General features: G+C 69.5%; 20 protein-coding genes, 1 tRNA gene and 2 pseudogenes. 9 read left to right on the top strand and 14 right to left on the bottom strand.

Annotated features, from left to right (window positions below; all coding sequences use genetic code 11):
- Positions 1 to 77: 77 nt before the first annotated feature.
- The 3 genes from AB0I94_RS23400 to AB0I94_RS23390 form a co-directional block, all read right to left on the bottom strand.
- A complete protein-coding gene (locus AB0I94_RS23400) occupies positions 78 to 1,796 on the bottom strand; it encodes a glycoside hydrolase family 6 protein (RefSeq protein WP_363311549.1) in 1,719 nt (572 codons plus the stop codon).
- 61 nt (positions 1,797 to 1,857) lie between these two features.
- Positions 1,858 to 3,348 carry a cellulose binding domain-containing protein gene (locus AB0I94_RS23395; protein ID WP_363311548.1) on the bottom strand — a complete coding sequence of 497 codons (1,491 nt, stop codon included), beginning with the start codon at positions 3,346 to 3,348 and terminating at the stop codon, positions 1,858 to 1,860.
- A gap of 575 nt (positions 3,349 to 3,923) precedes the next feature.
- Positions 3,924 to 4,346 (bottom strand): hypothetical protein, encoded by a 423-nt coding sequence (locus tag AB0I94_RS23390; protein WP_363311547.1) that lies wholly within the window; start codon positions 4,344 to 4,346, stop codon positions 3,924 to 3,926.
- 294 nt (positions 4,347 to 4,640) lie between these two features.
- Here AB0I94_RS23390 and AB0I94_RS23385 point away from each other — a divergent pair, with 294 nt between their 5' ends.
- Positions 4,641 to 5,066, top strand: coding sequence for an STAS domain-containing protein (locus AB0I94_RS23385; protein ID WP_363311546.1), 426 nt, complete (start codon positions 4,641 to 4,643; stop codon positions 5,064 to 5,066).
- A 132-nt stretch (positions 5,067 to 5,198) separates the two neighbouring features.
- Here AB0I94_RS23385 and AB0I94_RS23380 read toward each other — a convergent pair whose 3' ends face one another.
- A complete protein-coding gene (locus AB0I94_RS23380; protein ID WP_363311544.1) occupies positions 5,199 to 5,432 on the bottom strand; it encodes a hypothetical protein in 234 nt (77 codons plus the stop codon).
- A gap of 120 nt (positions 5,433 to 5,552) precedes the next feature.
- On the opposite strand from AB0I94_RS23380, the gene AB0I94_RS23375 reads away from it, so the two are divergent.
- Both AB0I94_RS23375 and AB0I94_RS23370 read left to right on the top strand, forming a co-directional pair.
- Complete coding sequence (locus AB0I94_RS23375) at positions 5,553 to 5,888, top strand: metalloregulator ArsR/SmtB family transcription factor (RefSeq protein WP_363311543.1); 336 nt, start codon at positions 5,553 to 5,555, stop codon at positions 5,886 to 5,888.
- A 67-nt stretch (positions 5,889 to 5,955) separates the two neighbouring features.
- Positions 5,956 to 6,123: pseudogene (locus tag AB0I94_RS23370) on the top strand (cation transporter); the annotation flags it as partial.
- Between the two features lie 157 nt (positions 6,124 to 6,280).
- Here the strand turns inward: AB0I94_RS23370 and AB0I94_RS23365 are convergent.
- Positions 6,281 to 7,015 carry a polysaccharide deacetylase family protein gene (locus AB0I94_RS23365; protein ID WP_363311542.1) on the bottom strand — a complete coding sequence of 245 codons (735 nt, stop codon included), beginning with the start codon at positions 7,013 to 7,015 and terminating at the stop codon, positions 6,281 to 6,283.
- Between the two features lie 194 nt (positions 7,016 to 7,209).
- A pseudogene (locus tag AB0I94_RS23360) lies at positions 7,210 to 7,341 on the bottom strand (IS5/IS1182 family transposase); the annotation flags it as partial.
- Positions 7,342 to 7,525: 184 nt separating this feature from the next.
- Between AB0I94_RS23360 and AB0I94_RS23355 the strand changes: the two are divergent.
- Both AB0I94_RS23355 and AB0I94_RS23350 read left to right on the top strand, forming a co-directional pair.
- Positions 7,526 to 8,014, top strand: a complete 489-nt coding sequence (locus AB0I94_RS23355; RefSeq protein WP_363311617.1) for an N-acetyltransferase — start codon at positions 7,526 to 7,528, stop codon at positions 8,012 to 8,014.
- A gap of 148 nt (positions 8,015 to 8,162) precedes the next feature.
- A complete protein-coding gene (locus AB0I94_RS23350) occupies positions 8,163 to 8,783 on the top strand; it encodes a LysE family translocator (protein WP_363311540.1) in 621 nt (206 codons plus the stop codon).
- An 831-nt stretch (positions 8,784 to 9,614) separates the two neighbouring features.
- On the opposite strand, the gene AB0I94_RS23345 is transcribed toward AB0I94_RS23350, so the two are convergent.
- Together AB0I94_RS23345 and AB0I94_RS23340 are read right to left on the bottom strand one after the other, a co-directional pair.
- Positions 9,615 to 11,753, bottom strand: coding sequence for an NB-ARC domain-containing protein (locus tag AB0I94_RS23345; RefSeq protein WP_363311539.1), 2,139 nt, complete (start codon positions 11,751 to 11,753; stop codon positions 9,615 to 9,617).
- A gap of 48 nt (positions 11,754 to 11,801) precedes the next feature.
- Complete coding sequence (locus AB0I94_RS23340) at positions 11,802 to 12,734, bottom strand: PP2C family protein-serine/threonine phosphatase (RefSeq protein ID WP_363311538.1); 933 nt, start codon at positions 12,732 to 12,734, stop codon at positions 11,802 to 11,804.
- 1,769 nt (positions 12,735 to 14,503) lie between these two features.
- Here AB0I94_RS23340 and AB0I94_RS23335 point away from each other — a divergent pair.
- Positions 14,504 to 14,842, top strand: a complete 339-nt coding sequence (locus AB0I94_RS23335) for a MerR family transcriptional regulator (RefSeq protein ID WP_363311537.1) — start codon at positions 14,504 to 14,506, stop codon at positions 14,840 to 14,842.
- Between the two features lie 1,099 nt (positions 14,843 to 15,941).
- Here AB0I94_RS23335 and AB0I94_RS23330 read toward each other — a convergent pair.
- Positions 15,942 to 16,391 carry an MmcQ/YjbR family DNA-binding protein gene (locus tag AB0I94_RS23330; protein WP_363311536.1) on the bottom strand — a complete coding sequence of 150 codons (450 nt, stop codon included), beginning with the start codon at positions 16,389 to 16,391 and terminating at the stop codon, positions 15,942 to 15,944.
- 747 nt (positions 16,392 to 17,138) lie between these two features.
- Positions 17,139 to 17,212 (bottom strand) — tRNA-Pro (locus tag AB0I94_RS23325).
- 109 nt (positions 17,213 to 17,321) lie between these two features.
- On the opposite strand from AB0I94_RS23325, the gene AB0I94_RS23320 reads away from it, so the two are divergent.
- From AB0I94_RS23320 to AB0I94_RS23310, 3 genes are all read left to right on the top strand, one after another.
- Positions 17,322 to 17,837, top strand: a complete 516-nt coding sequence (locus AB0I94_RS23320) for a DUF309 domain-containing protein (protein ID WP_363311535.1) — start codon at positions 17,322 to 17,324, stop codon at positions 17,835 to 17,837.
- Between the two features lie 573 nt (positions 17,838 to 18,410).
- Complete coding sequence (gene cobF / locus AB0I94_RS23315) at positions 18,411 to 19,190, top strand: precorrin-6A synthase (deacetylating) (RefSeq protein WP_363311534.1); 780 nt, start codon at positions 18,411 to 18,413, stop codon at positions 19,188 to 19,190.
- 96 nt (positions 19,191 to 19,286) lie between these two features.
- On the top strand, positions 19,287 to 21,377 hold the full coding sequence (locus AB0I94_RS23310; protein WP_363311533.1) for an MDR family MFS transporter: 2,091 nt from the start codon (positions 19,287 to 19,289) through the stop codon (positions 21,375 to 21,377).
- Here AB0I94_RS23310 and AB0I94_RS23305 read toward each other — a convergent pair.
- From AB0I94_RS23305 to AB0I94_RS23290, 4 genes are all read right to left on the bottom strand, one after another.
- A complete protein-coding gene (locus AB0I94_RS23305) occupies positions 21,363 to 22,133 on the bottom strand; it encodes a cobalt-precorrin-6A reductase (RefSeq protein WP_363311532.1) in 771 nt (256 codons plus the stop codon). The genes AB0I94_RS23310 and AB0I94_RS23305 overlap by 15 nt on opposite strands.
- A 43-nt stretch (positions 22,134 to 22,176) precedes the next feature.
- Positions 22,177 to 22,929 carry a sulfite exporter TauE/SafE family protein gene (locus AB0I94_RS23300; protein WP_363311531.1) on the bottom strand — a complete coding sequence of 251 codons (753 nt, stop codon included), beginning with the start codon at positions 22,927 to 22,929 and terminating at the stop codon, positions 22,177 to 22,179.
- A gap of 74 nt (positions 22,930 to 23,003) precedes the next feature.
- Positions 23,004 to 24,521 carry a long-chain fatty acid--CoA ligase gene (locus AB0I94_RS23295; protein ID WP_363311530.1) on the bottom strand — a complete coding sequence of 506 codons (1,518 nt, stop codon included), beginning with the start codon at positions 24,519 to 24,521 and terminating at the stop codon, positions 23,004 to 23,006.
- A 59-nt stretch (positions 24,522 to 24,580) separates the two neighbouring features.
- Entirely contained in the window at positions 24,581 to 25,768 is a 1,188-nt protein-coding gene (locus tag AB0I94_RS23290) for a thiolase family protein (protein WP_363311529.1), read from the bottom strand.
- Between the last annotated feature and the right edge of the window lie 222 nt (positions 25,769 to 25,990).

Raw genomic sequence — 25,990 nt, 5'->3', positions numbered from 1 at the left:
GTGTGCCGGTGATGCTGACGGCTGTCCGCCGGGGCCCGGGGACGTGCTCTCCCGGGCCCCGGCGGAGTGCGATGCGCCTACAGCGCGGGGTAGGCGTTCTTCATGAGCTCCTGGAACTGGGCGGAGAACCAGTGGCCGGACAACGGCGCGTTGGGCAGCGCCCCGGACATGTTGTTGTTGTTGCGCGGGTTACCGGTGTACGTCGGGTCGCACATGCGGTCGAAGCCCTTGCCCTCGTCGTTGTCGATGGCGGTGCTCGAGCCGTCGGACTCACCCGGCGGCTTCATCCACACGTACGCGTCGATGCCGGTGGCCGGGTTGGCCTGCGGCCGCTCGCCGAGGCCGGCGCCGGACTGGTTGCACCAGTTGCCGAGGTGGATGCGTCGGTCGTAGCGTCCGCCGTTCACGTACGTGTCGACGTCCGTGGTGGCCCCGGGACCGGCAGGCCGAGCCGTGCCGCCCCAGCCGTTGCGGGAGGTGTCGATCAGCATGCCGAGGTTCTGGTCGAAGCCGAGCGAGACCAGCTTGGTGCGCATGGCCTGGGCGTACGACAGCTCGTCCGTGTAGCGGTTCCAGTCGACCCACTTGGACTCGCGCACCGACTTGCCCGCGACGGAGTCGCCGATGGCGAAGTTGTTCTCCTTGAGTGCGCTGTAGTTGGCCGTGTTCACGATGAAGCCGTGGACGTCGGACAGTTTCGCGCCGTTACCGGAGGCGGTCGACTTGAACAACTCGGCGGAGGCACCGAAGTTGTCGTCCCAGCCGAGCCAGCCGTGGTGGCCCGCGTCGATATAGTTGTAGACGTTCTTGATGTCACCGAGCTTGTCCAGGGCGTAGCCGACGCCCTTCTGGTAGTTGCCGTTGGCCTTCATCACGTCACAGTTGGGCGTGGCCGTGGGCCGGCCGGAGACGTTGGTGATGAGGTTGGGCAGCGAGTCGATCTCGATGGTGGTGACGATGCGCAGAGCCGCGTACTTGGGGTCGGCGAGGATCGTGGCGATCGGGTCGATGAAGTCCGTCTTGTACTTGTCGATCTCCGTCGGGCCGAGCTCACCATTGGAGGCCAGAGCGGCACAGTCACGGCCCGGCAGGTCGTACACGACGAGTTGGACGACTTGTTCGCCGCTGCCCTTCTGGGTGAGGGCCGCGTCGAGGTGGTCGCGCAGGCCCATGCCGTCGCCCACGCCGTTGATGGCGGCGATGCGGTCGAGCCAGACGCCGGTGGGTTGGCTCGCGATGCGGCTGCCGCCGGGTTCGGCCTTGGCCTTCGCGGCCCACTCCGGATTCACGTACACCTTGGCGCCGGCGTACGGATTGTCGACGCGCCCGGACGGATCACCCGGATCGCCTGGGTCTCCCGGGTCGGTGTCCTCGTTGCAGGTGACGCCGTTCAGCTTGAAGGTGGTGGGCATGGCGTTGCTGCCGCTGTAGGTGGCGTTGAAGCCGAAGGAGGCGGAGGCGCCGGTGCCGAGGGCGCCGTTGTAGGAGGCGTTCTTGGCGGTGACGGCGCTGCCGGACTGGGAGATGTCGGCGTTCCAGCCGTTGGTCACCTTCTGGTTGCCCGCGTAGGACCAGGTGAGGTCCCAACTGTTCACCGCGGCGCCGTTGTTGGTGACGGTGACGGCGGTGGTGAAGCCGCTGCCCCACTGGTTCTGCACCTTGTAGTCGACGCTGCAGGCGGCGGCCGTCGCCCCTATGTCGTCGGGCACCGCGACGGCGGTGCCGGCACAGGCGGCGCCGGTGAGGGCGAGGGTGGTGAGCACGGCGGTGCCGGCTCGGGATCTGATACGGCTCATGGTGTGCGAGGTCCCTTTCGTCATACGGATGGGGTGAGCGGGGTCGGGGGGTGAAGGGTGGTCATCCGTTCACGGTGCGCAGGTGATCGCGCAGGCCGATCCCGAATGCGGTCGGTGTGCCGTCGTACGAGCTGATCAGGGACGGCCCGGAGGAGCAGTCCCAGGTGTTCCAGGTCCAGCCGAGGTACGACAGCTTCCGGTCGTCGAACCACTTCATGACGCGGTCGACGAACGCGTGCGAGCAGGTGTTTTCGCCGATCTCGCCTGCCACCAGCGGCACTTGGGCCGCGACGGGCGCGAGTGTGGAGTCCCAGCAGCTCTCGGTGGAGCAGGTGTTGAAGTTGTAGACGTGCCAGGCCGCGGCGAGATTGCCGGCCGGGTCGGAGGGCCGGTGGGCGAGCCACTGGCCGAGGTCGTTGGAGTAGGCGAGGCCGCCCGCGAGGATCACGTTCTTGGCGCCCGTGGCACGGACCGAGTCGACGAGGTCCTGCATGCCGGCGACTTCGTAGCCGATGCCGGGGCAGCTGCCCCCGTCCTTCCAACAGGCCCACGCGGCTGAGAGGTTGGAGGTGGCGCGGTCCGGATACGGCTCGTTGAAGAGGTCGAAGACGACCGTCGGATCGTCCTTGTAGGTGCTCGCGACCGAGGACCAGAAACCGGGTGCGTACCGGGCGTCCGGCATCGGCTTCTGACAGGTGGCGTGGATGTCGGAGCAGCCCGCCGAGTTCCCGGTGTACTGGCCGTACGACCAGTGCATCTCCAGGATCGGCGTCATGCCGTGGGCCTTGACCTTGGTGACCAACTCCTTGATGGCGGACTGGTAGTTGAGGCCCGCGTACTCGGGCTTGATGTTGTCGAGGCCGAGCCAGCACTCCTCGTTGAGGGGGATCCGGACAGCGTTGGCTTTCCAGTCGGCGATGGCCGCGACGGACGCGTCGTCGACCGGACCGTCGAAGATCCCGTGGCCCTGTACGCACATGAACTCGGCGCCGGAGCGGTTCACGCCGAGGATCCGTCGGGTGGCCCCGGATCCATCGACGAGCTTGTTCCCGGAGACCTTGAGGGCCGGGGCTTCACCCTCGCCACCCGGATCCGTGGGGTCGGTCGGGTCCGTCGGGTCGGTCGGATCGGTGATGTCGGTGTTGCAAGTCGTGCCGTTCAGCTTGAAGGCTGTCGGCACGGTGTTGGCGCCGGACCGCGATCCGATGAACCCGGCGGAGACGCTTCCGCCGGAGGGAAGCGCACCGTTCCAGGACTCGTTGGTCGCGGTCACGGCCGTCCCGGCCTGGGACCACTTCGCGGCCCAGCCCTGAGTGACCTTCTGTCCGTCGGCGAAGGCGAAGGACAGGCTCCAACCATCCTTGGCCGCACCGTTGTTGGTGACCTTCACGGCGGCCTGGAAGCCGCTGCCCCACTGCCCGGTGACGGAGTACTCCACCGAGCAGGCGGGGGCAGCTGCGGACGCGGCGTCGGTCAGGGGGACGAGCGTGGCCGTCGAGACGACGCACGCCAGCAGGGTTGCTTGTAACGCATGACGCGGGAGGTGCCGCATGAGCGACTCCTTGCAGCTCGGGCGCGATCGGCACAAGGCCGGCGCGTCGACTGATGGAACCGCTCCCACTGGTTGCTGGTGGACTGTAGAGAAAGAATTGCCGTCAAGCAACAGAGGAGTTCCCAATCTCCACTGTCGAATTAATTCGACTCTTCAAGCCTCTTGCCCTTTATTTCCGCCGTCCCCATCCTTGGGAGCGCTCCCACTGGTTCACAGTTTGTGACGTCCGCATCACAACCCCACCTCTCGCTCCGTGATCCGCAAGGAGGAACCAGGGCATGCCACAAAGACCGGTCCCGGCAGCTGTGGACAACCGTCGTGGACGACTGTCGCGGCCACCGCGGCACTTGCGCCTGCCAAAAATGTCGTCCATGCAGCTCACGAGCGTGTTCGACGGTGCGGCAGGATGAGCTTTCGTGTTGCTTCGTCGCGTCTACCTGACCGTCATCGAGCACGCCACCCGCCGCGTCAGGATCCTCGGCACCACCGCCCACCCACCGCGGCCTGAATCAGCCAAGCCGCCCGCAACCTGGCCATGGACCTGGCAGACGCCGAAGCCACCGGCACATGCTTCGTCATACGACAGCGGACTTGCATGACCTGCAATATGCACTCAATCTTGTTCGCCCCAGTGCGCTTTGGAATGCGAGGAACGACGTTCGCTGCGCTTCGTCCACCCACTTGTCGTGATCAGCCTTGATCTGCGCATGGGCGATTTCGAGGGCCGTTCGGTGAGCGGCTTCAGTCTGTTGCAAGGCCGTCCGGTGCGCTGCCTCGGCGGTATCCATCACGGCCCGGTGGGCAAGTTGTGCTTGCTCGACGGCGGCCTGCTGCGCGGTGGGCTGGGAGAACAGGACGAAGCGGTTGCCGCGCGGGGCGAGCAGGCGGACGAAGGCCAGGCCATCAGGTTTGGAGGGCGGGCCGTGCTCAACGCGGGCTCCCGCGCCGGTGGCGGCGACCGTGGCGGCCACGTCGGTGACCAGGGTCGACAGCATCATGTAATCGCCGCGCCTCCGTGCTGAGCTGTGGTGCACAGTCCGCCCGCGCGCCACTGACCGCCGGTGAAGATGCCGAAGTACGGCTTGCCCCAGCCGTTTCGCCCTTCTCGAAGCGCCAGCCGAACGCCTTGCTGTAGACGACTGCGGGCAACTTCCACCGGCTCAACGCGGCCGAATCCGATTAGCACAGCTGCACACCCCTTGGCGTGATGCAACACGCCGGGCGAGCCTCGTGGGGGCGGTGAGACAATGACCCACGGTCCCGGCACGAGGGAGCAAAAAGGGGCGACGCGGGTGAAGGGCGCAAACGAGCATCGGAAATCGGCCGGCGCACGGCTGACGATTCTTCAAAGTACCGCTGTCGACGCCCGGTCCCTCACGTTGACCCTCACCGGCGAACTCGACTCCGGCACCGTCGCCGAGCTCTGCGAGATCACCGCCCAGGCTCTGGCTCGCGGCCAACACCACCTGGTGCTGGACCTCTCTCAGATCACCTGGTGCGACAACGCGAGCCTCCACACCATCCTCGGCATCCGCCATGCCGTCCACCACGCCGGGGGCAGCCTCACCCTGGCCAATCCCGCCACCCCGGTCCTCCACGCCCTGGATGGCAGCGCCCTGCGGCACGTCCTGCCCTTGACCGAGACAGAAGGCCAACTGCCCGTAGCCCAACGGGTTCCCGAAGAACCAGGTCCGACCGACGACCACCGGCACACCTGACTCGACCCTACGGTCGGTGGTCAGTGCAGGCCCGGTCCGGCATTGCTGTCCCGCTTCGCGTCCGACGCATCGGACAGGCCCTGCTCGCGCATGCGCTGCGCCGCTCAGCGGCAGGCTTCCGTACGGCGCGCGTCACGACCCTGCTTTCGCCTGGGTTCGGGCGATCTCCTTGAGGGCCACCCGTGCGGCTGGCGTTCCAGCAGGCGTCTGCCAGAAGGGGTGCCCCACGACGCGGCGGGAGAGTTCCAGCAGGCGACGACGTGCGGCGGTCTGCGCTCCGGCTGGGGCGACGGCCAGTTCGTCGTAGGTGAGGTACCAGGCGGTCTGATCCTTCAGAAGGTCAGTGGGGAAGCGGTCACGGTCCATGCCTCCGAATAGACCACATGTTCGATTTCTAGCGCAAAGGCGCAGCCATCCCGGCGCTCCGCACCCAAAGACAGATCATCCACGCCCCTCTGAATTCAGGCATTCGTGTACTGTCGTGGTGTGCTGACTGTTGCTCCCGACATCGAGGTGCTGGCCCGATTCGGCCGCGCGCTCGCCGACCCGATCCGCTGCCGCATCCTGCTCGCTCTGCGGGACGCGCCCGCCTACCCCGCCGAGCTCGCCGACGCGCTCGGCATCTCCCGCACCCGGCTGTCCAATCACCTCGCCTGCCTGCGCGACTGCGGCCTGGTCGTCACCGTGCCCGACGGTCGCCGCACCCGCTACGAGCTGGCCGACCCCCGCCTCGGCCACGCTCTGGACGACCTGCGCACCGCCGTGGTGGCCGTCGAGAGTGACCGCACCTGCGTCGACGCCGCCGAGAAGGGCTGCTGCTGACCACGACCGCCGAGAGGTCGACGTCCTTTGGGCCTCCCCGGCTCGCCGCGACGGGCTCACCTGCCGCATACGTCTGCTGGTCGCCGCGACCATCACCTACACCTCATCGAGGCGATCGTCGCCACTACGGCCGGCACCCTCGCTCCCTCCAGCCCTGATCGGCTTCGGCCTGGTCACTGTCATCGAGGTCTCCTCCGCTGCCGCGGTCGCCTGTCAGTTCTCGGCCCGTGAGCATCGTCATCGCCGTCATCGCCATCGCCATCGCCATCACGGAAGGCCGTGACGCCTGGCAGGGCAAAGGCTGCTGCGCACCCGGCAAAGCCCGACGGCGACTGGCCAACGTCGCCGAAAGCCTTCGGGGCGACGCCAGACCGGGCCATCCGGGAGAGAGGTCAGAAGCTTTTACTCGGCCGGGGCTCGGATGTGAGCAGAGTGCGCAGGTCGATGACACGGTAGCCGCGGGCGTTGAATGCTTTGAGGATGCGGGGCAGGGCCTGAGCGTCGATCACCTCGGTGCGGCCCTGTGATGCCCCGACGTGCATCTGTAGGACCGCTCCCGGACGCAGAGCGTCCAGTGCCCTGTCCACTGCACGGTCCACCGTCATGCCGCCGTCGGTCCCCTTCCATCCGTTGGTGTCGGTGGTGAACTCGATGTCCGCGAACCCGAGGGCGTTGACCTCCCCGATGTGAGCGGGACTGGTCTCGCTGTACGGGAACCGGAAGAACGGCGTCATCGCGCGGCCTGCCCCGCTCGCGGCCGCGCGAAGGGCGCGGTCCGCCGCCACCACTTCGTGCTGTCGTCCGGCCTTGGTCAGGTCCTTGAAGTGGGGGTGGCTGTAGGAGTGGTTACCCAGCCCGTGGCCCGCTGCCGCGATCTTCCTCACCACAGCGGGGTGGCGGTCGGCGAAGTCGCCGGTCAGGAAGAACGTAGCGGGTGTGCGACGGCGGGCGAGCTCACCGAGGATGCTGTCGAGGCCGGCATCGTTCCAGGCCGCGTTGAACGTCACGGCGATCACACGCTCGCGCGTACGGATCACCCGGTTCTCCGAACCGAACAACGCCCGCAGTCCCTTGCCGTCCACGGTCGCCGCCGGGTGCATCGCGACGGCCTCAGTCGGCTGGGTCACTGGACCCTGCGCGAGAGTCCACATCAGGACAGCGCACACGGGACCTGCTCTGAGCAGGCGCCTAGCAAGAGGGCGGCGGTTCGTGATCACAGAAAGTGAGGGCATGCTCCAGCCATCGGCCGACCGAGCCCCACCCTTGAGTACCTACCGCTCATACCTGCCGACGGCTCGGCCCGGGTTCGCGGATTCACCTGGCGTGCCTTGCGGACGGGATCCGCGCCTCGGCGCCGCGGCTCGGTGACCAGCTTGCCGAACTGCCGCGGGCTGAGCCCGGCGAACGGGGCTTTCCAAAACGGCTCGTACGCCGCCGTGATCACACCAGACACAGCGAGACCATCTCAACCGCCGGCCATTCGCGGTGCCTCTCGTGTCTGGTTTCGCGCGCTTCCAACAGCAGCGCTCGTCTGCTTACTTCAACAGCGGTGGCCCGTGTACCAGGAGTGGGGCAGAGGAAACGGCTTTGCGCCCTGTGTGATCGGCGTGGATGCTGGCTCGCCGGAGGTACTGAAGGTGATCAAGGTTGTGTTGAAGTTGTCAGCCCGCGATTTGGTGCATGCGGACTTGGCGTCGTGCGGGTGGGCAGGGTCTGACCACCATCTGGCGAGCGTCGCCAAGCAGTTGGAACGTGCCCGGACCGGCGAGGTCGACTACCTCGCGGTCTGCCCTGCAACTGACATCCCTGTGGCGAAGGGCGGCGTCGACTACCAGGTCAAGGAGGGTGTCGGCACTTTGTGGCAGCTGGCAGTCCACCCCGCATTGCAGGCGTGCGGGATCGGCACGTTCCTTGTTGCAGCCGCAGAACTGCGGATCAGGAACCGCGGTCTGCGGCAGGCCGAGCTCGCTGTGGAGGAGAGCAACCCGCGGGCACGTGGGCTGTACGAAAGGCTGGGCTATATCCCGTACGGTCGTCAGCCGGACTCGTGGGACGAGCAAGCCCCCGATGGATCGTTGCGCCGCTACGAGACGATGTGCACGTTGATGCGGAAAGAACTCACATAGGCCCGGTCACCTTCGCGGGAACGCAACGGCGTTCCAGCATTTCTACAGCATGCTGCGCGGCGCCCCGGAGGGAATGCCACCGGCGAGGCGGCGTGAGGGCTTGGCGGCCGAAGCCCGGCCTCATCGTTCCCGATGTGAGACTGGAGGCATGTTCCTACAGTTACTCACTGCGGCCGGCGTGCTCGCCGTGCTGACCATGGTGCCCGGGCCGGACATGGCCGTTGTGACGAAGCGGGCCATTTCTGCCGGATGGCGGGACGGGCTGCGGACGGTCGGAGGCATCACCGGAGGGTTGCTGCTCTGGGGTGTTCTCACGGTCGTGGGCCTCGCCGCGGTGCTGGCCGCTTCCGCAGCCGCCTACACCGTGGTCAAGCTGGCCGGTGCCGCCTACCTGGTCTTTCTGGGCGTCCAGGCACTGATTCAAAGCCGACGCGGCCGGGCGCAAACTGCGGACACGCTCCCTGCCGCACCCGTAGGCAGCCCCTGGCGGACCGGCCTGGTCAGCAACGTCTTCAACCCCAAGATCGCCGTCTTCTACACCGGCCTGCTGCCGACACTGGCTCCCTCCGGGCTGCCCCCGCACGCCGGTATGGCCCTGCTGGTCCTCATCCACGCGCTGCTGACCGCCGTATGGCTCGGCAGCTACGTGATGCTCCTGGCCAAGGCCCGCGCGTTCTTCCAGCAGCCTTCCGTGCGCCGGTCCATGGATCGGATCATGGGCATTGTCCTGATCGGGTTCGGCCTCAAGGTCGCTACAACGCAGCCGTGACCATCAGCGACGCCGGGCGCCGGGCGCGAGCAGGCTGGTGACGTAGCGGTGGTTCTCCGGCTTCCTTTGCCGGGACTTGCCATCAGCATCAGCAGGGACGCGCCTTGCTCACCGAGGTGGGTGGGAAGGGATCGACGCCCGGGCACTGGAGTCGGTGACAACAACCATGCTTTCCGCGCTGTGGGTGACAAGTAGCGCGCCGACTCGGTGACAACTACGGTGCTTCACCGCACCGAAGCCGCTTCGCGCTGACATTGCTGAAGTTGGCGGTGAGCGCCCCTTCCCCTGGTCAACCGGCGCGGAGACAAGGGGAAGCAACCCCGGGAAGTGATCCTGTCCCCCGGGCAGCCCGCCGGCCGTGGCCGTCCGGTGGTGGACCGGCCGCAGGGGTCCGACACTTCTTCCGCTGGCGGTATGTCACCTTCCAGGAAGCCACCGCCTCCATGTCGGGCACTGCTGCGGCCGGTTCGCGCGCAGGCCCGGCCCTGACACTGGGCCTCGGTGGCCTGGTAGCGGCAGGGCTCGGTGCCGGTCTGGATCAGGGCTCTGCGCGCCGGAATGGGCCTCCTTGGCCCGTGCCGTAAAAGTCTCGAACAACGGCGATTGCCAATGTCCGCATACGCACAGATACCCCGGACCCGTCACCGGACCAAGGCGGATCAAGGAGGCCCGATGGATTTCAGAAGCACAGCGGCACAGCGGCACAGCCGTACAGCTAGGGATCGACGGGAAGCCCGTCGCGGTGGAGAACGGCATGGCGATCGTGGGCAAGTACGCCGAAGCCGTCCGCCGGCGGCTGAGCGGACAGCCCCATCACGGCGGAGGACGGCGTCATTCGGGCGCCGCCGCTTCGGGGGTCAGTGGGTCGGGGGCGTCCTGACGTGTGCGGTAGCCGTTGTGGAAGACGGTGGTGTAGGCGTCGTCGCCCAGAGCCTGCCGGGCCTGCTCCTCGCAGGCCCGGCGGGTGGCGATCCACTCCGAGACGCCGATCTGCGGTGCGCCGAGGGTGTCCCACACCTGCTGGGCGAGGCCGAGCAGGTGCGCGGTCCGCCGGGCATCCGAGGCCGCGGCCGCGGCGGCGGCGGCGGCGAGGACGTCCAGGGCGACGGCCATCCCGAGCGAGTCGTCGAGGCGGCGCTTGGCGAGCCACGAGGCCCGCCCGTGTTCGAACGCGGCCTCCACCCGGCCGCGGGCCAGATCGGCGCGCGCACACATGTAGTCGGCGAAGGCGCGCGCCCACTGCTCGCCGTGCCGGTCGCAGTCGGCCCGGACGTGGTCCAGTACGGCGACGGCCTCGTCGATGCGGCCCTCGCCGATGTACACCAGGCTGCGTACGAACCCGGCCGAGTGCGTGGGTTGAGCCATCGGGCTGCACCGGTGCCGGTCCAGGACTGCCTGGGACAGGGTGGCGGCGCGTGCGTGGTCGCCGAGCATCACCGCCTCGATCGACGCGAGGGTGTCGGCACGGACGGCCGTCGCGGCGCAGCCGAACCGGGCGGCCGTCGAAGCGATTTCGGTGACCCGTGCGCCGATCGCCTTCGGCTCTCCCAGCGTGACGAGCACCATGCCCTCGGCCCACAGTGCCTTACCGCGCTCCGGACTCGGCACGCGGTCCGCGGCGAGGGCCTGCGCCAGGTAGTACTGGCCCTCCCCCGGGAACCCGCAGGCGTGCCAGAAGAACCAGAGGTTGCCGGCCAGCTCCAGTGCGGTGTGTCCCTCCGGCCGCAGGAGGCTCAGGTCCAGGGCGGCGCGCAGGTTGGTGTACTCCGCGGCCGTACGCGCGTACCAGGTGAGCTGCTCCGGGCCGAGCCACTCGGAGTCCGCCTGCCGGGCGAACGCACGGTAGTAGGCCAGGTGCCGGTCGCACAAAGGTTCCTCCTCGCCCAGTTCGCGCAGCCAGTGCGCGCCGTACTCCCGTACGGTGTCCAGCATCCGGAATCGCTCCGAACCCCCCGTATCCGGCAGCCAGTTGACGACGGAGTTGTCCACGAGCACGCCGAGCAGTCCGGGGATGTCGTCCTCGGGCAGGTGCTCGTCGGCGCAGACCGCCACGGCCGCCTCGGTGTCGAAGGACCCGGCGAAGACCGAGAGCCGTGCCCACAGCAGCCGTTCGGCCGGCGTGCACAGCTCGTGGCTCCAGCCGATCGTGGTGCGCAGCGCCCGATGCCGGGGCGGCACCTCCGTGCCGGGGCGCGAGCGGGAGGCCGGGGGCGGGTCGCCATCCGGCGCCCCGTCGGTGTCGCGCAGGACACCGAAGCGGTCCGGCAGCCGCTGCACCAATTCGTCGACGGGCATCTGGCCAAGGCGGGCGGCGGCGAGTTCGATGGCCAGGGGCAGCCCTTCGAGGAGCTGGGAGAGGCGTACGACATCTGCCGCGTCGGCGGCGGACACGGTGAAGCCGGGCACGGTCTCGGCGGCCCGTTCGACCAGCAGTGTCACGGCGTCGGAGTCGTCCATGTCCTCCTGGCCCCGCGGCACCGGCAGGGGCTCCAGGGTGAGCACCTCCTCCGCCATGAGGCCGAGGCGGCGGCGACTGGTGATCATGATCTGCAGTTTCGGAGCGGCCCGCAGCAGCGCCTCGGCGGCCATCACGCACGCGTCGGTCAGGTGCCCGCAGGTGTCGAGCACGAGCAGCAGTTCCCGGTCGGCCAGATAGCCGGCCACCACGTCGAGCATGGGCCGGGTGGACTGGTCGGCCAGGGGCAGCGCCTCCGCGATCGAGTGGGCCAGCAGCGCGCCCTCCCTCAGACCGGTCAGCTCCACCCACCACACACCGTCCGCGAAACGGGGCCGCAGTCCGGCGGCCGCCCGCCGGGCGAGCCGGCTCTTGCCCACGCCGCCCACCCCGGTCACCGTGACCAGCCGGGACCGGCCGCACAGCCGTTCCAGCTGCCGCAGTTCGAGGCTGCGGCCGACCATGCTGGTGGTCTCCGACGGCAGGTTTCCCGGCCGCCGCTCAGTCGGCTCCATCGATGTGCCTTTCCGGCCACGGGAACGTGAGCTGCTCACGGACAACGGTCATAGGCATCGGTCCCGGATGACAGGGGGATCGTGAATCCTGCCCCCGTCACCCGTGGGCGTCGCGCAACGCGGTTCGCACATGATCAGGGCGAGGTCGTCCTGGAGCGAGCCGCCTGCGTGAGTGGTCGCCAGGGAGAGCAGGGCGTCGAGGCACTCCTGCAGAAGGGGCAGGCACGCGGCCTCCCTGACCCGGTCGTCCAGGGGCAGCATCGTCCCGTGTGCGTCGCGTGCCTCGCTCAGGCCGTCGGTGTGGAGCAACAGCCGTTCACCGACGCCCAGCCGCGCGCGTTGCAGCTGGGGGCGGGGGCCGAGCCCCAGCGGAGCCGATGGCCGACTCGGTGCCAGCGGTTCGGCTCGCAGGCCGATGCGCAGCGGGGCCGGATGCCCGCAGTTCACCAGCCTCACCTCGCCCGGCGCGAACTCGGCGAGCAACACGGTGACGAAGTCCTCCGGTCCGAGATCCCCCCTGATCCGGGCGTCGAGATGGGCGGCCAGGTCCACCAGCGAGGGCATGCCGCAGGCGCCCTCACGGAACGCGCCCACCGTGGCCGCGCACAGCACGGCGGCCTCCGGCCCGTGACCCCGCACATCCCCGATCAACACGCGTGGTCCGTAAGGAGTGTGGGCCAGGTCGTACAGATCACCGCCGAGGCCGAACTCCGAGACGGAGCGGTACAGGGAGGAGAAGCCGACCCCGCCGACCTCCGCAGCCAGTGGACGCAGCACCGCGTCCTGCGAGCGCTGTGCGACACGGACCAGCGCGGCTTCCCGATCGACGCGACGGCGCGCGCCGTGGACGACCGCGCCTCCGCCGATGACCAGGACGAGGCAGTCGAAGACCACAGCGGCCGGGGAGGGTTCACCGCCGTGCCTGTCGGCGACGGACAACGCGACAGACCACGTGACGCACAGCGCGACGGACCAGATCACGACCCCTGTGGTGGCCTTCAGCCCCTTGTGGGCACTGACCAGAACGGGGCCGATGAGCAGCAGACCGGGCGTCAGCCGCCACTCGGTGACGGCGACGTGAGCCGTCAGGACTCCGCCGGCCGTCAGGGCTCCCCCGACGAGGAAGACCCGAACCTGCGGAGCCCACCGCCCCCCGCGCCCTTTCCGCCGAGCAGCGATAGCTTCCGCCCCCCTCGCCCCCTCACGTTCTGTGAGCGGGATAGCCCCGATCACCCCCACGGCCGCAGGCGTTGGCCGCAGATGCCGCGAAATGACAGATCAAGACAGGAAGGTGTCGACGCCTGTCCTGGCATATGCCGGAGGCGGTGGGGAGAGAGGGCTGGACGCTGGTGACGCCGGTGTCGGAGCCGCTGTCCGGGCTACAGCCGGAGCCTGTGCAGCGCGACCGGTACAGCTTGGGGTTCCCGGTATGCGCCCCAAGGTCCACACCGTGGAGGAGTTCGGCATGGGACGCGTCCCCCCGCCCCGATTCCCAACTCGCCGACGTCCTGTAGATACTCAAGAAGCCCCGGCTGGACGGGGGAGACCAGCCGGGGCCGTAGAGCGTGACTCGCGGAGGGCGGTCGCCTCTCGGCGAAAGGCTCCATGGGGCTTCAGCCGAACGATCTTCCCCATGGGCTATAGGTGAGGCCCGGGGACACTGTCCCCTCCGCAGCCACACTCAGATGAACGCTGGTCCCTGCACGGATGTTCCGGACCGGCGCGGCGTCGGTGGGTGAGCTGAGGCACACCGGAGAGGTCCGCGCGAGCGGCGGGAGCGCGGCCGACGAAGCCGAGCGGCCCGCGCTGCCGCCGGGGGCATGAGCCACGCACTCGCCTCGGGGCGCCGACGCATGTGCGCAGAGCCGACGCCCACGCTCGGTACTGCACCGGCCGTGGAGGGCTCGTTGCGGGCGGCATGACCTGTCCCCGCCCTCGCAGCCCTGTCTTCCCTCCCACCTTTCCCTCTTCGTTCGAGGCCAACTACCTCACTGTCGAGCCTCCAGAAATCTGTGCTGACGGGAGTAGACATTGCCTAGCGGTGTGGTTATGGTTTCTCTCGTAGCCGAGATCGAGCAAGGCCCGGCAGAGACGAACTGCCGGGCAGCAGTACCCGCAAGTGGCAGTACCCGCATGTGCAGTACGCAGGACGGTGCGGTGGTGGAGTTTCGAAGCCAGAGCGGTTGCAGGACGGCGACGGGACTGACGACCGGACCGGGCGGCCCGCAGTGATCAGGGGCCGCCACAAGCAGGACCGCAGTACACGTAAGTGCAGTTCGCAATACCCAGCAGCGAAGTTACTGAGCAGCACCTCGGTGAAGGCGTCGGCTGCGGACGCGCGCACCGGGAAGTTCGGCAGTGGGGTTCTAAGCCAGAGCAGATGCAGGAGAGGCGACGGGGCTGGCTGCCGAAGCGTGACGCTCCATCAGGTCACCAGCAGTTCGTATCACCAGCAGTACGCAGTTCCCGTAGGTAAGCAAGTGATCCAAGAGGGAAGAACGGAGGAGCCAGGCGCCATCAGGATCGCCCGGGCCGAGTCACGGAGCCCGGGTACCGCAGGACATCGATAGTGAGGTGGTCTCCGGTCAAGCAACCGCGATCCCCGCAATCCCGACGGCTTCCAGGTCGGGTCAGCGGAAACAGAAGGCCGGCGCAGGACCAGGGCCGGCAGATGGTGTAGCAGTTCCTTCGGGGCCCGGGTGCCAGGTACGGCACCCGGGCCCCTCCACGCGTTCCATGGAGAGGTGCAGATGACAGCAGACGATTCGTTCGGCCGTCTCGATGACGACGACTACCCCGCCTACACCATGGGCCGGGCCGCCGAGATGCTCGGCACCACCCAGGGCTTCCTGCGCGCCGTCGGCGAAGCCCGCCTCATCACCCCCCTGCGCTCCGCGGGCGGCCACCGCCGCTACTCCCGCTACCAGCTGCGCATCGCCGCCCGCGCCCGCGAACTCGTAGACCAGGGCACACCCATCGAGGCCGCCTGCCGCATCGTCATCCTCGAAGACCAGCTCGAGGAAGCCCAGCGGATCAACGCCGAATACCGCCGCACTACCGGAACGGCACACCCCACCACCACGGTCTGAGAATCTGCCGCGAAAGCGGCATGCCAAGCCTCGCTGACACAGGCTGACCGCACGCTGAGTGGTCGAGCTCCTGGCCGGACGGGGCGGTCAGCCACCGGGGCCAAGCCGCGGCGCCACCCCGTACATGGCGGTGTGCGCGGGGTAGGCCGGTGCCCGGAAGCGCCGGCACCCGACCGGTCGCGGGGAGGTCCCGGCATAGGCCGACAGGAGGTCGCACCCTGGGTCGCGTCCTAGGTCCCGCCCTAGGTCACGCTCCGGGTCGCATCCTCAGGCGCGCTCGGATCGGTCCTGTTCCAGGTCCAGATCGCCGTCCGCGGGGTCGTAGGTGCACGGTGGTCGGTGTGGGCGTACGCCATGTCAGCGCTCCCGTCACCGTGCGTGGATCTCCGGTAGAGATCCGCTGAGAACCGCTGTCACCTAGTACAGGTCTGGATGTTCATGCTCGTGTGACGTCTCGCGCCATACTTTTTCGCCCGGCCCCGTTGAGCCGGGCATGGAACTCCCCGACCGGGCCGCGCCGGGCTCGCCGCGGCTCCCGAAGCCGCGCCGTCGTGACTGAGTGCTCCGTCTGGCACGTCTCGTCGTCCCAGCACGCTTAACCGTGAGAGGCCCGAATGACGGAGCCCGGATCGGATTCGGCCCGCACGTGGAGCGCCTGAGGGTTGCTCGCCCTCGTCCGTGTGGTCCGGGCTGTTCTGGCGGTGTCGCAGACCTCCGCCGCAAGGCCCGTAGTTACGTTGCGAGTGGCAGAGCGCGACGATCCGGGCAGAGGTGAGTTCTGGGAAGTTGGTGAATGAGGCGGCACGGATTGGCACGCCCGAGCCCCGCCGCCGTACACGCTCTCGCGACAGGCCTGGCCGACCGAGGGCGCTCTCCGTTGGTCGCAAGCGCGCATCCGCGCGAAGTGTTCGCGGGCGCTCAGTTCGCCGGTGTCCAGGGCCCGTACGGCGTGGCGCTCATCCCGCTACACGCGTTCCCCTAGACGCCCAGCAGTCGAACTGGCCCGGGTCCTCGAACCTGCCCCCGGCCTCCCTCCCATCGGCGCGCCTACCGTGCCGGCCTGGAGGCCCCATGCTCACACCACCCCAGGAAGAGACCCTCAGCCGGACGGTTCGGACGGACCCGCCGGGCCGCCTTCCCCATTCAAGCGCGCCAATCGCCGGACGCCGGCGACCTGGCGGTAGGACGTGTCGAGGAGTTCAGCCACCTCCTGCCAGTCCACGTCCTGGGGGTCCGTGGTGCCGCCGGCGGCGAGGTCGATGCCGATCCAGCCGGACGGAGCGAGATAGGCGGGTTCGAAGAAGCGCTCGTCCTCGGCGAGGGCCGCACGGTCGGCGTCGTCCGGCAGGACGATCAGCGCCCGGTCGTAGCGGATGCGGTCATCAGCAGAGCCCTTGGTCGTACCGCCGTACCAGGCAAAGTATTTGCCGGCCCGGAAGCCCGGTCGGCCATGTGCGATCTGCTCCTCCGCGTCCGGGAAAGCCAGTGCCACCTGGCGCAGCCGCACCAGGTACGGGTCGTCGTCCTCGAACATCACGGGATGTGCCATAGCACCAGAGCCAATCTGGACGCTTTCACGACATTCTCCAAAGTAGACCACGCCACCGCTCACGAGTTCGGCATCGGAAAGAGGTCAAGTCCCGCCTCCGTCAACTCCCGCTCCCGTCACCCCCGTCGTACGCCGACCGCTGGGATCCGGCCGCGGCCAGGACATCGATGGCGCGCCGCGAGAGAGGGGGAACATCTGTCCAGCTGCCAACCGGAAGGCCCCAGGCCCGTTCGACGCCGACGTCGTACGCCTCTACAACCAGGCCGTGAACGACTACACACCGGACAAGCCCTCCCAGAACCAGGGCATGGGCAACGCGGGGCTCTGGCGCCACGCCACGGCCACCGGCCAGTTCCGCACCTCCCTCGCAGAAGACGCTGGACGGCGACCTGGTCGTGAAATGGTCCGACGGGCCCACCTTCTGGGCCCCTGACCAGCACACCACTTCCACAGCGTCAGGGGCCACAGCGCAACGAAGGCTGAAGGCCCCTTTGTCGCACCGGGATCCGCTCCAGCCTGGCACCAGAGTCAACACGAACGGGCAGCAGAAGCAGAGCCAACTCAGCCCGCGCGGTGGAAGTCGACGAGTCAGAGATCGAGCAAGCCCACGCGGGCACCTCGCGCCGATCCCACGATCACGTCGGTCATCATCCTCATCCTCGCCCTCGGAATCCATGGCGAGCCGAGGTCGATCACAAACACGAAGTAGGGGCCATCCGAAGATGGCCCCTACCTGCGACGTTTCCGTCGGGACGACAGGATTTGAACCTGCGACCCCTTGACCCCCAGTCAAGTGCGCTACCAAGCTGCGCCACGTCCCGGTGCGCGTGTCCCGCGGTGTTCTGCGGTGATCGCGCAAACAGAACTTTACCTCACGTTCGGGGGTGGTCCGCGCCCCCCGCCGACCGGCCGACGAGGGACAATCTCCGTATGAGCACCGCACCCCGACCCGATGACCGTAACCGTGACCGTGACCCCGAAGGGCGGGCCCGCAACGCTCGGCCTCGTGATGGTCTCGGGCGGCCGTTGCCGTACGGCACGGAAGGCGTGGAGCGGCAGCCCGAAGGTATTACGCGCACACCCGAGGAGACGGTCACCCAGGCGCAGGCGCTGCTCGACGCGGGGCGGCCCTTTCACGCGCACGAGGTCTTCGAGGACGCCTGGAAGTCGGGGCCCGATGACGAGCGCGACCTGTGGAAAGGGCTCGCACAACTGGCCGTTGGGCTGACCCACTCGGCCCGCGGCAACCTCACGGGCGGGGCGCGGCTGCTGCTCAGGGGAGCGGGCGCGATCGACGCGGGGAGGAGGGGAGAGCGGCCGTACGGGATCGACGTGGAGGGACTCGTGCTGTGGGCACGGCAGTTGGCGGAGTACCTGGAGGCGGACGGACCGACGGTGGACGCGGCCGAGCACGCGCCACGGCTGCGCGGGGCAGACGGCGAATGACACGGCTGGGCCGACGGCACGCGACACCGCCGGGCCGCCGCGCCGACGGGCCGACAGGCCGCCGCGCCGACAGACCGCCGCGCCGCCGCGCCGACAGACCGCCGCGCCGCCGCGCCGCCGCGCCGCCGGCACCTGACCCCGCCGGGCCAGCGGCGACGACACCACGGGGCCCAGGGCAGGCGACATCCCGGGACCGACGGCCAGCGACACCACCGGGCGGACGGCGAATGACCCCGCCGGGCCCACGGCAAGCAACACCCCGGAGCCCACACCAAGCGACACCACCGGACCCCGCCAAGCAACACCACCGGGCCAGCGGCGAATGACACGACCGGGCCGGGTCCGTCACCCCCGCGTCCGCGAAGCTATCCGCGAGGCCGGATCCGCCGTGCGGGCCCCCGGGACCAGGCAGGCCTGACCCACCCCGCCCACCCCCGGAACCAGCCGAGCCTGACATGACCCGCCAGCCCCCGCGATCAGCCGAGCCTGACACGCCCCGCCCACCCCCGCGACCAGCCACACCTGACATGACCCGCCCACCCCCGCCCCACCCCCGTACGGCAGACTCTCGGCGTGCGAAAGATTCATGTCATCGGTATTGGCGCGGGCGACCCCGACCAGTTGACCCTGCAAGCCGTCAAGGCCCTGAAGAGCACCGACGTGTTCTTCATCCTCGACAAGGGCGGGGAGAAGGACGACCTCGTCCAGCTGCGGCGTGATCTCCTCGGCGCGCATCGCCCCGACGGTGCCTACCGCGTGGTCGAGGCGCGCGACCCCGCGCGCGACCGGAAGGCGGGGGGCGCGGACTACTCCCCCGCCGTCGGGGACTGGCGCAGTCGCCGTGCGGACATCTACGAGCGGCTCGTCGCCGATGAGCTGGGTGAGGAAGAGAGCGGTGCCTTCCTGGTGTGGGGCGACCCCGCGCTGTACGACAGCACCCTCGGGATTCTGGAGGAGGTCCTCGACCGGGGGAAGGTGACCTTCTCGTACGACGTCGTGCCCGGTGTCAGCAGCGTCTCCTCGCTCGCCGCCAAGCACCGCACCGGCCTGAACCGCGTCGCGCGCCCCGTGCAGATCACCACCGGGCGCCGGCTTGCGGACCACGGCTTTCCCGACGGTGTCGATGATGTCGTGGTCATGCTCGATGCCCAGCAGGCGTTCCGGCAGTACCAAGGCGGGGAGGGCGGCGACATGTACATCTACTGGGGTGCTTACATCGGGACCGCCGACGAGATCCTCGTCTCCGGTCCGCTCGACGAGGCCGCGCCCCGCATCGAGGCCCTGCGCGCCGAGGCGCGCGAGCGCAAGGGCTGGATCATGGACACCTATCTGCTGCGGCGCAACCTGGACTGAGCGAGTGGGCGAGCGGGCGCAGTCGCCGCACTCGCCCGTCACCGGACCGGACCGGCCCCGCATGCACGGGCCCAGGGGCGGTGTGAGGGTGTCGGTGTGACCACGACCGCCGAGCCCGCCGCCGAGGCCCCCGCTCAAGGGCCGCCCGTCCTGGACAAGCGCCGCCGCAACATCGTCTTCGTGACGATCATGCTGGGGATGCTGCTCGCGGCCCTCGACCAGACCATCGTGGGCACCGCCCTGCCCACGATCGTGTCGGACCTGGGCGGCGCCGAGCACATGTCGTGGGTCGTGACGTCGTATCTGCTCGCGGAGACCGTCGCCACGGTGCTCGTGGGCAAGTTCGGCGATCTCTTCGGCCGGAAGATCGTCTTTCAGATCTCGGCGATCGTCTTCATCACCGGCTCGTTCCTGTGCGGTCTTTCGACCAACATGACGCTGCTCATCGCCTGGCGTGCTCTGCAGGGCATCGGCGCGGGCGGGCTCATGGTGACGTCGATGGCGTTGATCGCCGATGTCATCCCGCTGCGCGAGCGGGGCAAGTACCAGGGTGCGATCGGTGCCGTCTTCGGGGTCTCCACCGTCATCGGGCCGTTGCTCGGCGGGCTCTTCACCGACCATCTGACCTGGCGCTGGGCCTTCTACGTCAACGTGCCCATCGCGATCGTCGTGGTGATCGCCGCGGCCCGCACGATCCCCGTCGTGAAGTCGGCGGTGCGGCCCGTCATCGACTATCTGGGCATCGCGTTCGTCGCGATCGGCGCCAGCGCGCTGATTCTGGCGACCAGTTGGGGCGGCAACCAGTACGCATGGGGCTCGGGCACCATCATCGCCCTGTTCGTGGGCGGTGCGATCGCGCTCGCGCTGTTCTGTGTCGTCGAGACACGCGCGGCCCAACCGATGCTGCCGATGCGGCTGTTCGCCAACCCCGTCTTCACGGTCTGCTCGATCCTCAGTTTCATCGTCGGCTTCGCGATGCTCGGCGCGATGACGTTCCTGCCGACCTACCTTCAGTACGTCGACGGGGACTCGGCCACCGTTTCCGGCGTGCGGACGCTGCCCATGGTGATCGGGCTGCTCATCGCGTCGATCTTCAGCGGCAACGTGGTGAGCAAGACCGGCACCTACCGGATCTTCCCCATCGTCGGGGCGCTGGTGATGGCGCTGGGCCTCTATCTGCTCTCCCTCATGGGCAGCGAGACCAGCACGTGGCTCGAATCGGTGTACATGTTCGTCCTCGGCTCCGGTATCGGACTGTGCATGCAGGTCCTGACGATCGCCGTGCAGAACACCGTCGTCTACAGCGATCTGGGCACGGCCACGTCGGGCGTCACCTTCTTCCGTACGCTGGGCAGCTCCTTCGGCACCGCCGTGTTCGGCACCATCTACGCCAACACGCTGAAGCCGAACCTTCAGGACGGGGTCGCGGCGGCGGCCGGGGCCGGGGGCGGGGACCCCGCCGCGGTGGCCAAGGCCGCGCAGAGTCCGCAGGGGCTGCACGACCTGCCCGCGGAGGCGGCCGCGCCCATCATCAAGGCGTACGCCGACACGCTGCAGACCGTGTTCCTGTGGACGGTGCCCGTGGCGCTGCTCGGGTTCCTGGTGGCCCTCTTCCTCAAACAGGTGCGGCTGCGGGACAGCGCGCGGATGAGTTCCTCGGACATGGGCGAGGGCTTCGCGTCGCCGACGTCGAGCGGCAGCTCGGACCAGGTGCTGGAGCTGGCGGTCGGGAACATCATCCGCAGTACCGGCATGGACACCGCTCGTCATGTCATCCGCGAGTCGGACACCCGGCTCGACATCGCCGGCGCGTGGGCCGTGATGCAGGTCGCGCTCTTCGACCGGATGGTGGGGCACGCGAGCCTGAGTCTGATCGCCGCCCGGCGACAACTGCCGGCCGAGGTCCTGGTGCCGGTCTTCGACCGCATGGTCGAGGAAGGTTTCCTCACCCGCTCCGGCCTGCTCTTCTCGCACACCCCCGCGGGTGCACGCGAGGCCGACGTGATCGGCAAGGCGTGGGCCCGCTGGCTGGGCGAGCAGGTGGAGAAGGACAGCGGCCGCCCCGCCGACCAGGAGCTCGTCAAAGCGGTCGACGCGATCGCGAAGCGGCTGCTGGTGGAGGACCTGGAGCACGGCCTCGCCCCCGAGGCGAGGAAGCCGGTCCCGGCTCTGTCAGGCAGGCCCTAGACCGAGACCCCGTGCCAGGTGTGACAGCACGCTCGCCTGGTCCGGCAGCACCGTCGCGCCCGCCGGTGGCGGCGGGCGCCGGACGATCACCACGGGCACGGACAGCGCACGGGCGGCGGTGAGTTTGGCCGCTGTCGCCGTGCCTCCGCTGTCCTTGGTCACCAGGACGTCGACGCGGTGCTCGCGCAGCAACGTCGTCTCGCCCTCGACCGTGTAGGGCCCGCGGTCGAGAAGTACCTCGGTGTGGCGGGGCAGCGGCGGGTCGGGCGGTTCCACGGAGCGTACGAGGAAGTGAAGTTCCGCCAGGCCCGGGACCGCGCGCGTGTCCGCGAAGGCGGCGAGGCCGAGGCGGCCCGTGGTCAGAAAGACGCGGCGCCCGAGGCCGGGCAGCAGCGCCGCGGCTTCGGCGAGCGAGGCGGCGTCGTGCCAGCGGTCGCCCGGCTCCGGCAGCCAACCGGGCCTGCGCAGCATGACGGACGGGACGCCGGTGGCTGCCGCGGCCAGGACGGCGTGCTCGCTGATGGTGGCGGCGAAGGGATGGGTGGCGTCCACGACGGCGTCCGCCTCCTGCTCCCGCAGCCAGGCGGCCAGGCCCTCCGCGCCGCCGAACCCACCGACGCGTACGTCTCCTTCGAGCGCGGCCGGGCGCGCGACGCGCCCCGCGAGCGAGGTGGTCACCCGGACGCCGGGGCGAGCGGCCAGGTCGGCGGCGAGCCGGCGGGCTTCGGTGGTTCCGCCGAGGACGAGCACATGCATGGCCCTGAGGCTACGCGGCGCCGTACGGCCGGGCTCAAGCGGTTCAGCGCAGCAGCAGTTGGAGGCCGCCGAGCACGGTGGCCCCGATCACCAGCTGTTCGAAGAGCCGCTGATTGATCCGGTGCACGACCGCCTTGCCGATGAGGGCGCCCGGCAGGACGAAGAGCACGAGCGCCGCGTCGAGCAGCAGCGAGTCCGCGTCGATCAGGCCGAGGCCCACGCTGAACGGCACCTTGGAGGTGTTCACGATGAGGAAGAACCACGCCGACGTGCCCAGGAAGCTGAGCTTCTGGAAGCCCGCGGAGAGCAGGTACATCGACATCACCGGGCCGCCCGCGTTGGCGACCATCGTGGTGAAGCCGCCGAGCACGCCGTAGGAGGGGGCCTTGAGCCGGGCGCCGCGCGAGGGGTGCGCCTCGTCCGCTTTCCGCGCGTGGGCCCGGCGGCGCCACAGCGTGACCGCCGCCATCATCAGCAGGATCGCCCCGATCGACGTACGGACCACGGCGTCGTCGGCCCACATCAGGAAGACCGTGCCCACCACCACGCCGCCCGCGACGGCGGGGAACAGCCGCCACAGGGTCGGCCAGTGGGCATGCCTGCGGTAGGTAAGGACGGCCAGGACGTCGCCCGCGATGAGGATGGGCAGCAGGACTCCGGTCGACTCGCGGGCCGGCAGGACCGCGGCGAAGACGGCGAGGCTGACCGTGTTGGCCCCGCTGACGGCGGTCTTCGAGAAGCCGACGAGCACCGCGGCGGCGGCGAGCGCGGCGAACCCCCAGATAGATATGTCCATGCCGAAAACAAATGCTAGACCCAACTATCCGAGTACCGTCTTCGACGGTCACATCCTGGGACGACCGACCGGTCCTAGGTCCCGCTGTAGGTGGCGCGCAGCTCCCGCTTGAGGACCTTCATGCTGGGACCGAGCGGCAGCTCGCCGGTGAACTCGACGCGGCGCGGGTACTTGTGACGGCCCAGGTGCTCCTTGGACCACTCGGTGATGCCCGCGGCGTCGGGGGCCGAGCCCGGGGCCGCGACGACGACGGCGCAGATCTCCTCGCCGTGCACGTCGTCGGGCAGGCCGATCACGGCGACGTGCGCGACGTCCGGGTGGCGCATGAGCACCTCTTCGACCTCGCGCGGGTAGACGTTGAAGCCGCCGCGGATGATGACGTCCTTCTTGCGGTCGACGATGGCCAGGAATCCGTCGGCGTCCTTGGTCCCGAGGTCACCGGTGCGGAACCAGCCGTCGACGACGGCCTCGGCGGTCGCCTCCGGGCGCCCCAGGTAGCCGGAGAAGACGTTGTGGCCACGGACGACGACCTCGCCGAGCTGCCCTGTCGGCAGCAGCTCGATCCGTCCCTCGACGTCGGCTCGGGCGATCTCCACGTCGACGCCCCACAGCGGGTGGCCGATGCTGCCCGCCTTGGTGCCGAAGACGGGCTGGTTCACGGAGGCGGTGGGCGAGGTCTCGGAGAGCCCGTACCCCTCGTAGACGGGTACGCCGAAGGCCTGCTCGAAGCGTTCCAGTACGGCGACGGGCAGCGAGGCGCCGCCGGAGACGCAGAGCCGCAGCTCGGGCAGGTCGGCCGCCGTGGCCGCGGCGGCCACGAGGTTCACGTACATCGTCGGCACCCCGTGGAAGGTGTTCACGCCTTCCGCCGTCATCAGTTCGATGGCCCGCGCGGCGTCGAAGCGCGGCAGCAGGACGAGCGTCGCGCCCGCGCGCCAGGTCGCGTTCATGGAGACGGTCTGGCCGAACGCGTGGAAGAGCGGGAGCGCGCCGAGCGCGATGTCGTCGCTGCGCACGTCATGAGCGTCGAAGGCGCAGACGGTCGCGTTCATCACCAGGTTGAAGTGGCTGAGCACGGCGCCCTTGGGGACACCCGTGGTGCCGCTGGTGTAGAAGACGACGGCGGGGTCGTCGGCGTCGCGCGTGACGTAACTGGCGAGCGGCTCGGCCAGGCCCGCCAGTGTCTCCAGCTCACCGCCCCCGCCGAGGGTCAGCATCCGTACGCCGGTGGCGACGGCAGCGGCCTTGCCCGTCTCGGCCTGCGCGGGGTGGCACAGCAGCAGGGTGGCGCCGCTGTCCCGCAGGACGTGCTCGACCTCCTCTGCGGAGAGGAGGAGGTGTACGGGGACGACGACGCCGCCCGCGGCGAGGATCGCGTAATAGGCGCGCGGGAACTCCGCGGTGTTGGGGGCCATCAGGGCCACCCGGTCCCCCGGCCGGATCCCGAGCTCCACGAGCGCCGCGGCCTGCGTGCGGGCCTGCTCCCACAACTCGCCGAAGGTGAGGCGCAGTTCCCCCTCGACAAGGGCGGTGCGGCCCGGACGGCGGCGGGCGGGCTCGGCGAGGATCGCGGCGAGGGACAGCGTGGCCATGGGTGGTGCTCCGTTTCCATGCGGCGGTACGGGTTACGCGGGGGCGGTCGGTGGGAGACTCAGCCGCGCTCGACGAGCAGCGCGCTGCCCTGGCCGACGCCCACGCACATCGTGGCGAGGCCGCGGGCCGCGCCGGTGCGGCGCATGCGGTGCAGCAGCGTGGTCAGGATGCGGGCTCCCGAGCAGCCGAGGGGATGGCCGAGGGCGATGGCGCCGCCGGTCGGGTTCACCAGCTCCGGGTCGATGCCCAGGGCGTCGACGCAGGCGAGCGCCTGGGCCGCGAACGCCTCGTTGAACTCGGCCTCCTGGAGCTCGTCGACGGACCAGCCGACCCGGGCGAGCGCCTTCCGCGTGGCGGGAACGGGCCCCATGCCCATGACGTCCGGATGCACGCCGGCGGAGGCGCCCGCGACGTAACGCCCGAGGGATTCGATCCCGAGCTCGTCCAGGGCTTCCTCGCTGACGAGGAGGAGTCCGGCCGCTCCGTCGTTCATCGGTGACGCGTTGCCCGCGGTGACGGTTCCGCCCTTGCGGAAGACGGGGCGAAGGCCGCTGAGCTTCTCGTACGAGGTGTCCTCGCGGATGCATTCGTCGAGGTCGACGCGGGTGCCGTCGGTCAGGGTGACGGGAAGGATCTCGTCGTCGAAGTGGCCGTTCTTGCGGGCCTCGGCGGCGCGTTGATGGCTCTGGAGGGCGAAGGTGTCCTGGCGTTCACGGGAGACGCCGTGGCGCTGCGCCACTTCCTCGGCGGTCTCCCCCATGGCGAGGACGCCGTGCAGCTCCTTCATGGCGGGGTTGACCAGGCGCCATCCGAGCCGGGTGTCGGCGGTCTCCATCTTGTGCGGCAGCGCTTCATCGGGGCGGGGCAGGACGAAGGGGGCACGGCTCATCGACTCGGAGCCGCCCGCGAGGACGACGTCGGCCTCGCCGCAGGCGATGGTGCGAGCGGCGGCGGTGACCGCTTCCATGCCGGAGGCGCAGAGGCGGTTCACGGTGGCACCGGGCACGGAGTCCGGGAGACCGGCGAGGAGGGCGGCCATGCGGGCCACGTTGCGGTTGTCCTCGCCCGCCTGGTTGGCGGCGCCCCAGTAGATGTCGTCGATCCGGGCGGGGTCCAGCTCGGGGACGCCCGCGAGGAGGCCGCGTACGACGGTGGCGGCGAGGTCGTCCGGGCGGACGGAGGAGAGGTTGCCGCGGAGCTTGCCGATGGGGGTGCGGCGGGCTGCGGCGAAGTGGACTGGGCGCACGATACGGCTCCGGATCGTTTGCGGTCGTCGTCTGCAGGGTCACTGCGTGACAGCGCGACGTAAATTAGCACTGCTAGTTTTGGAGTGTACGGGCAGCTGGCGCTGGGCGGAAGAGCGGTCTTTTCCCCAACCCCGCCCCTTCCCGGCTGTGCAAATTTGCGGCTCCGCCGCGTGGCGTGCCTGCGCCCCGGACCTACCTGGGGCTCCGCCCCGGGCCCCGCT

Source organism: Streptomyces sp. NPDC050147 (assembly GCF_040660195.1).
Taxonomy (GTDB): Bacteria; Actinomycetota; Actinomycetes; order Streptomycetales; family Streptomycetaceae; genus Streptomyces.
This window is presented reverse-complemented; position numbering and strand designations above follow the sequence as displayed.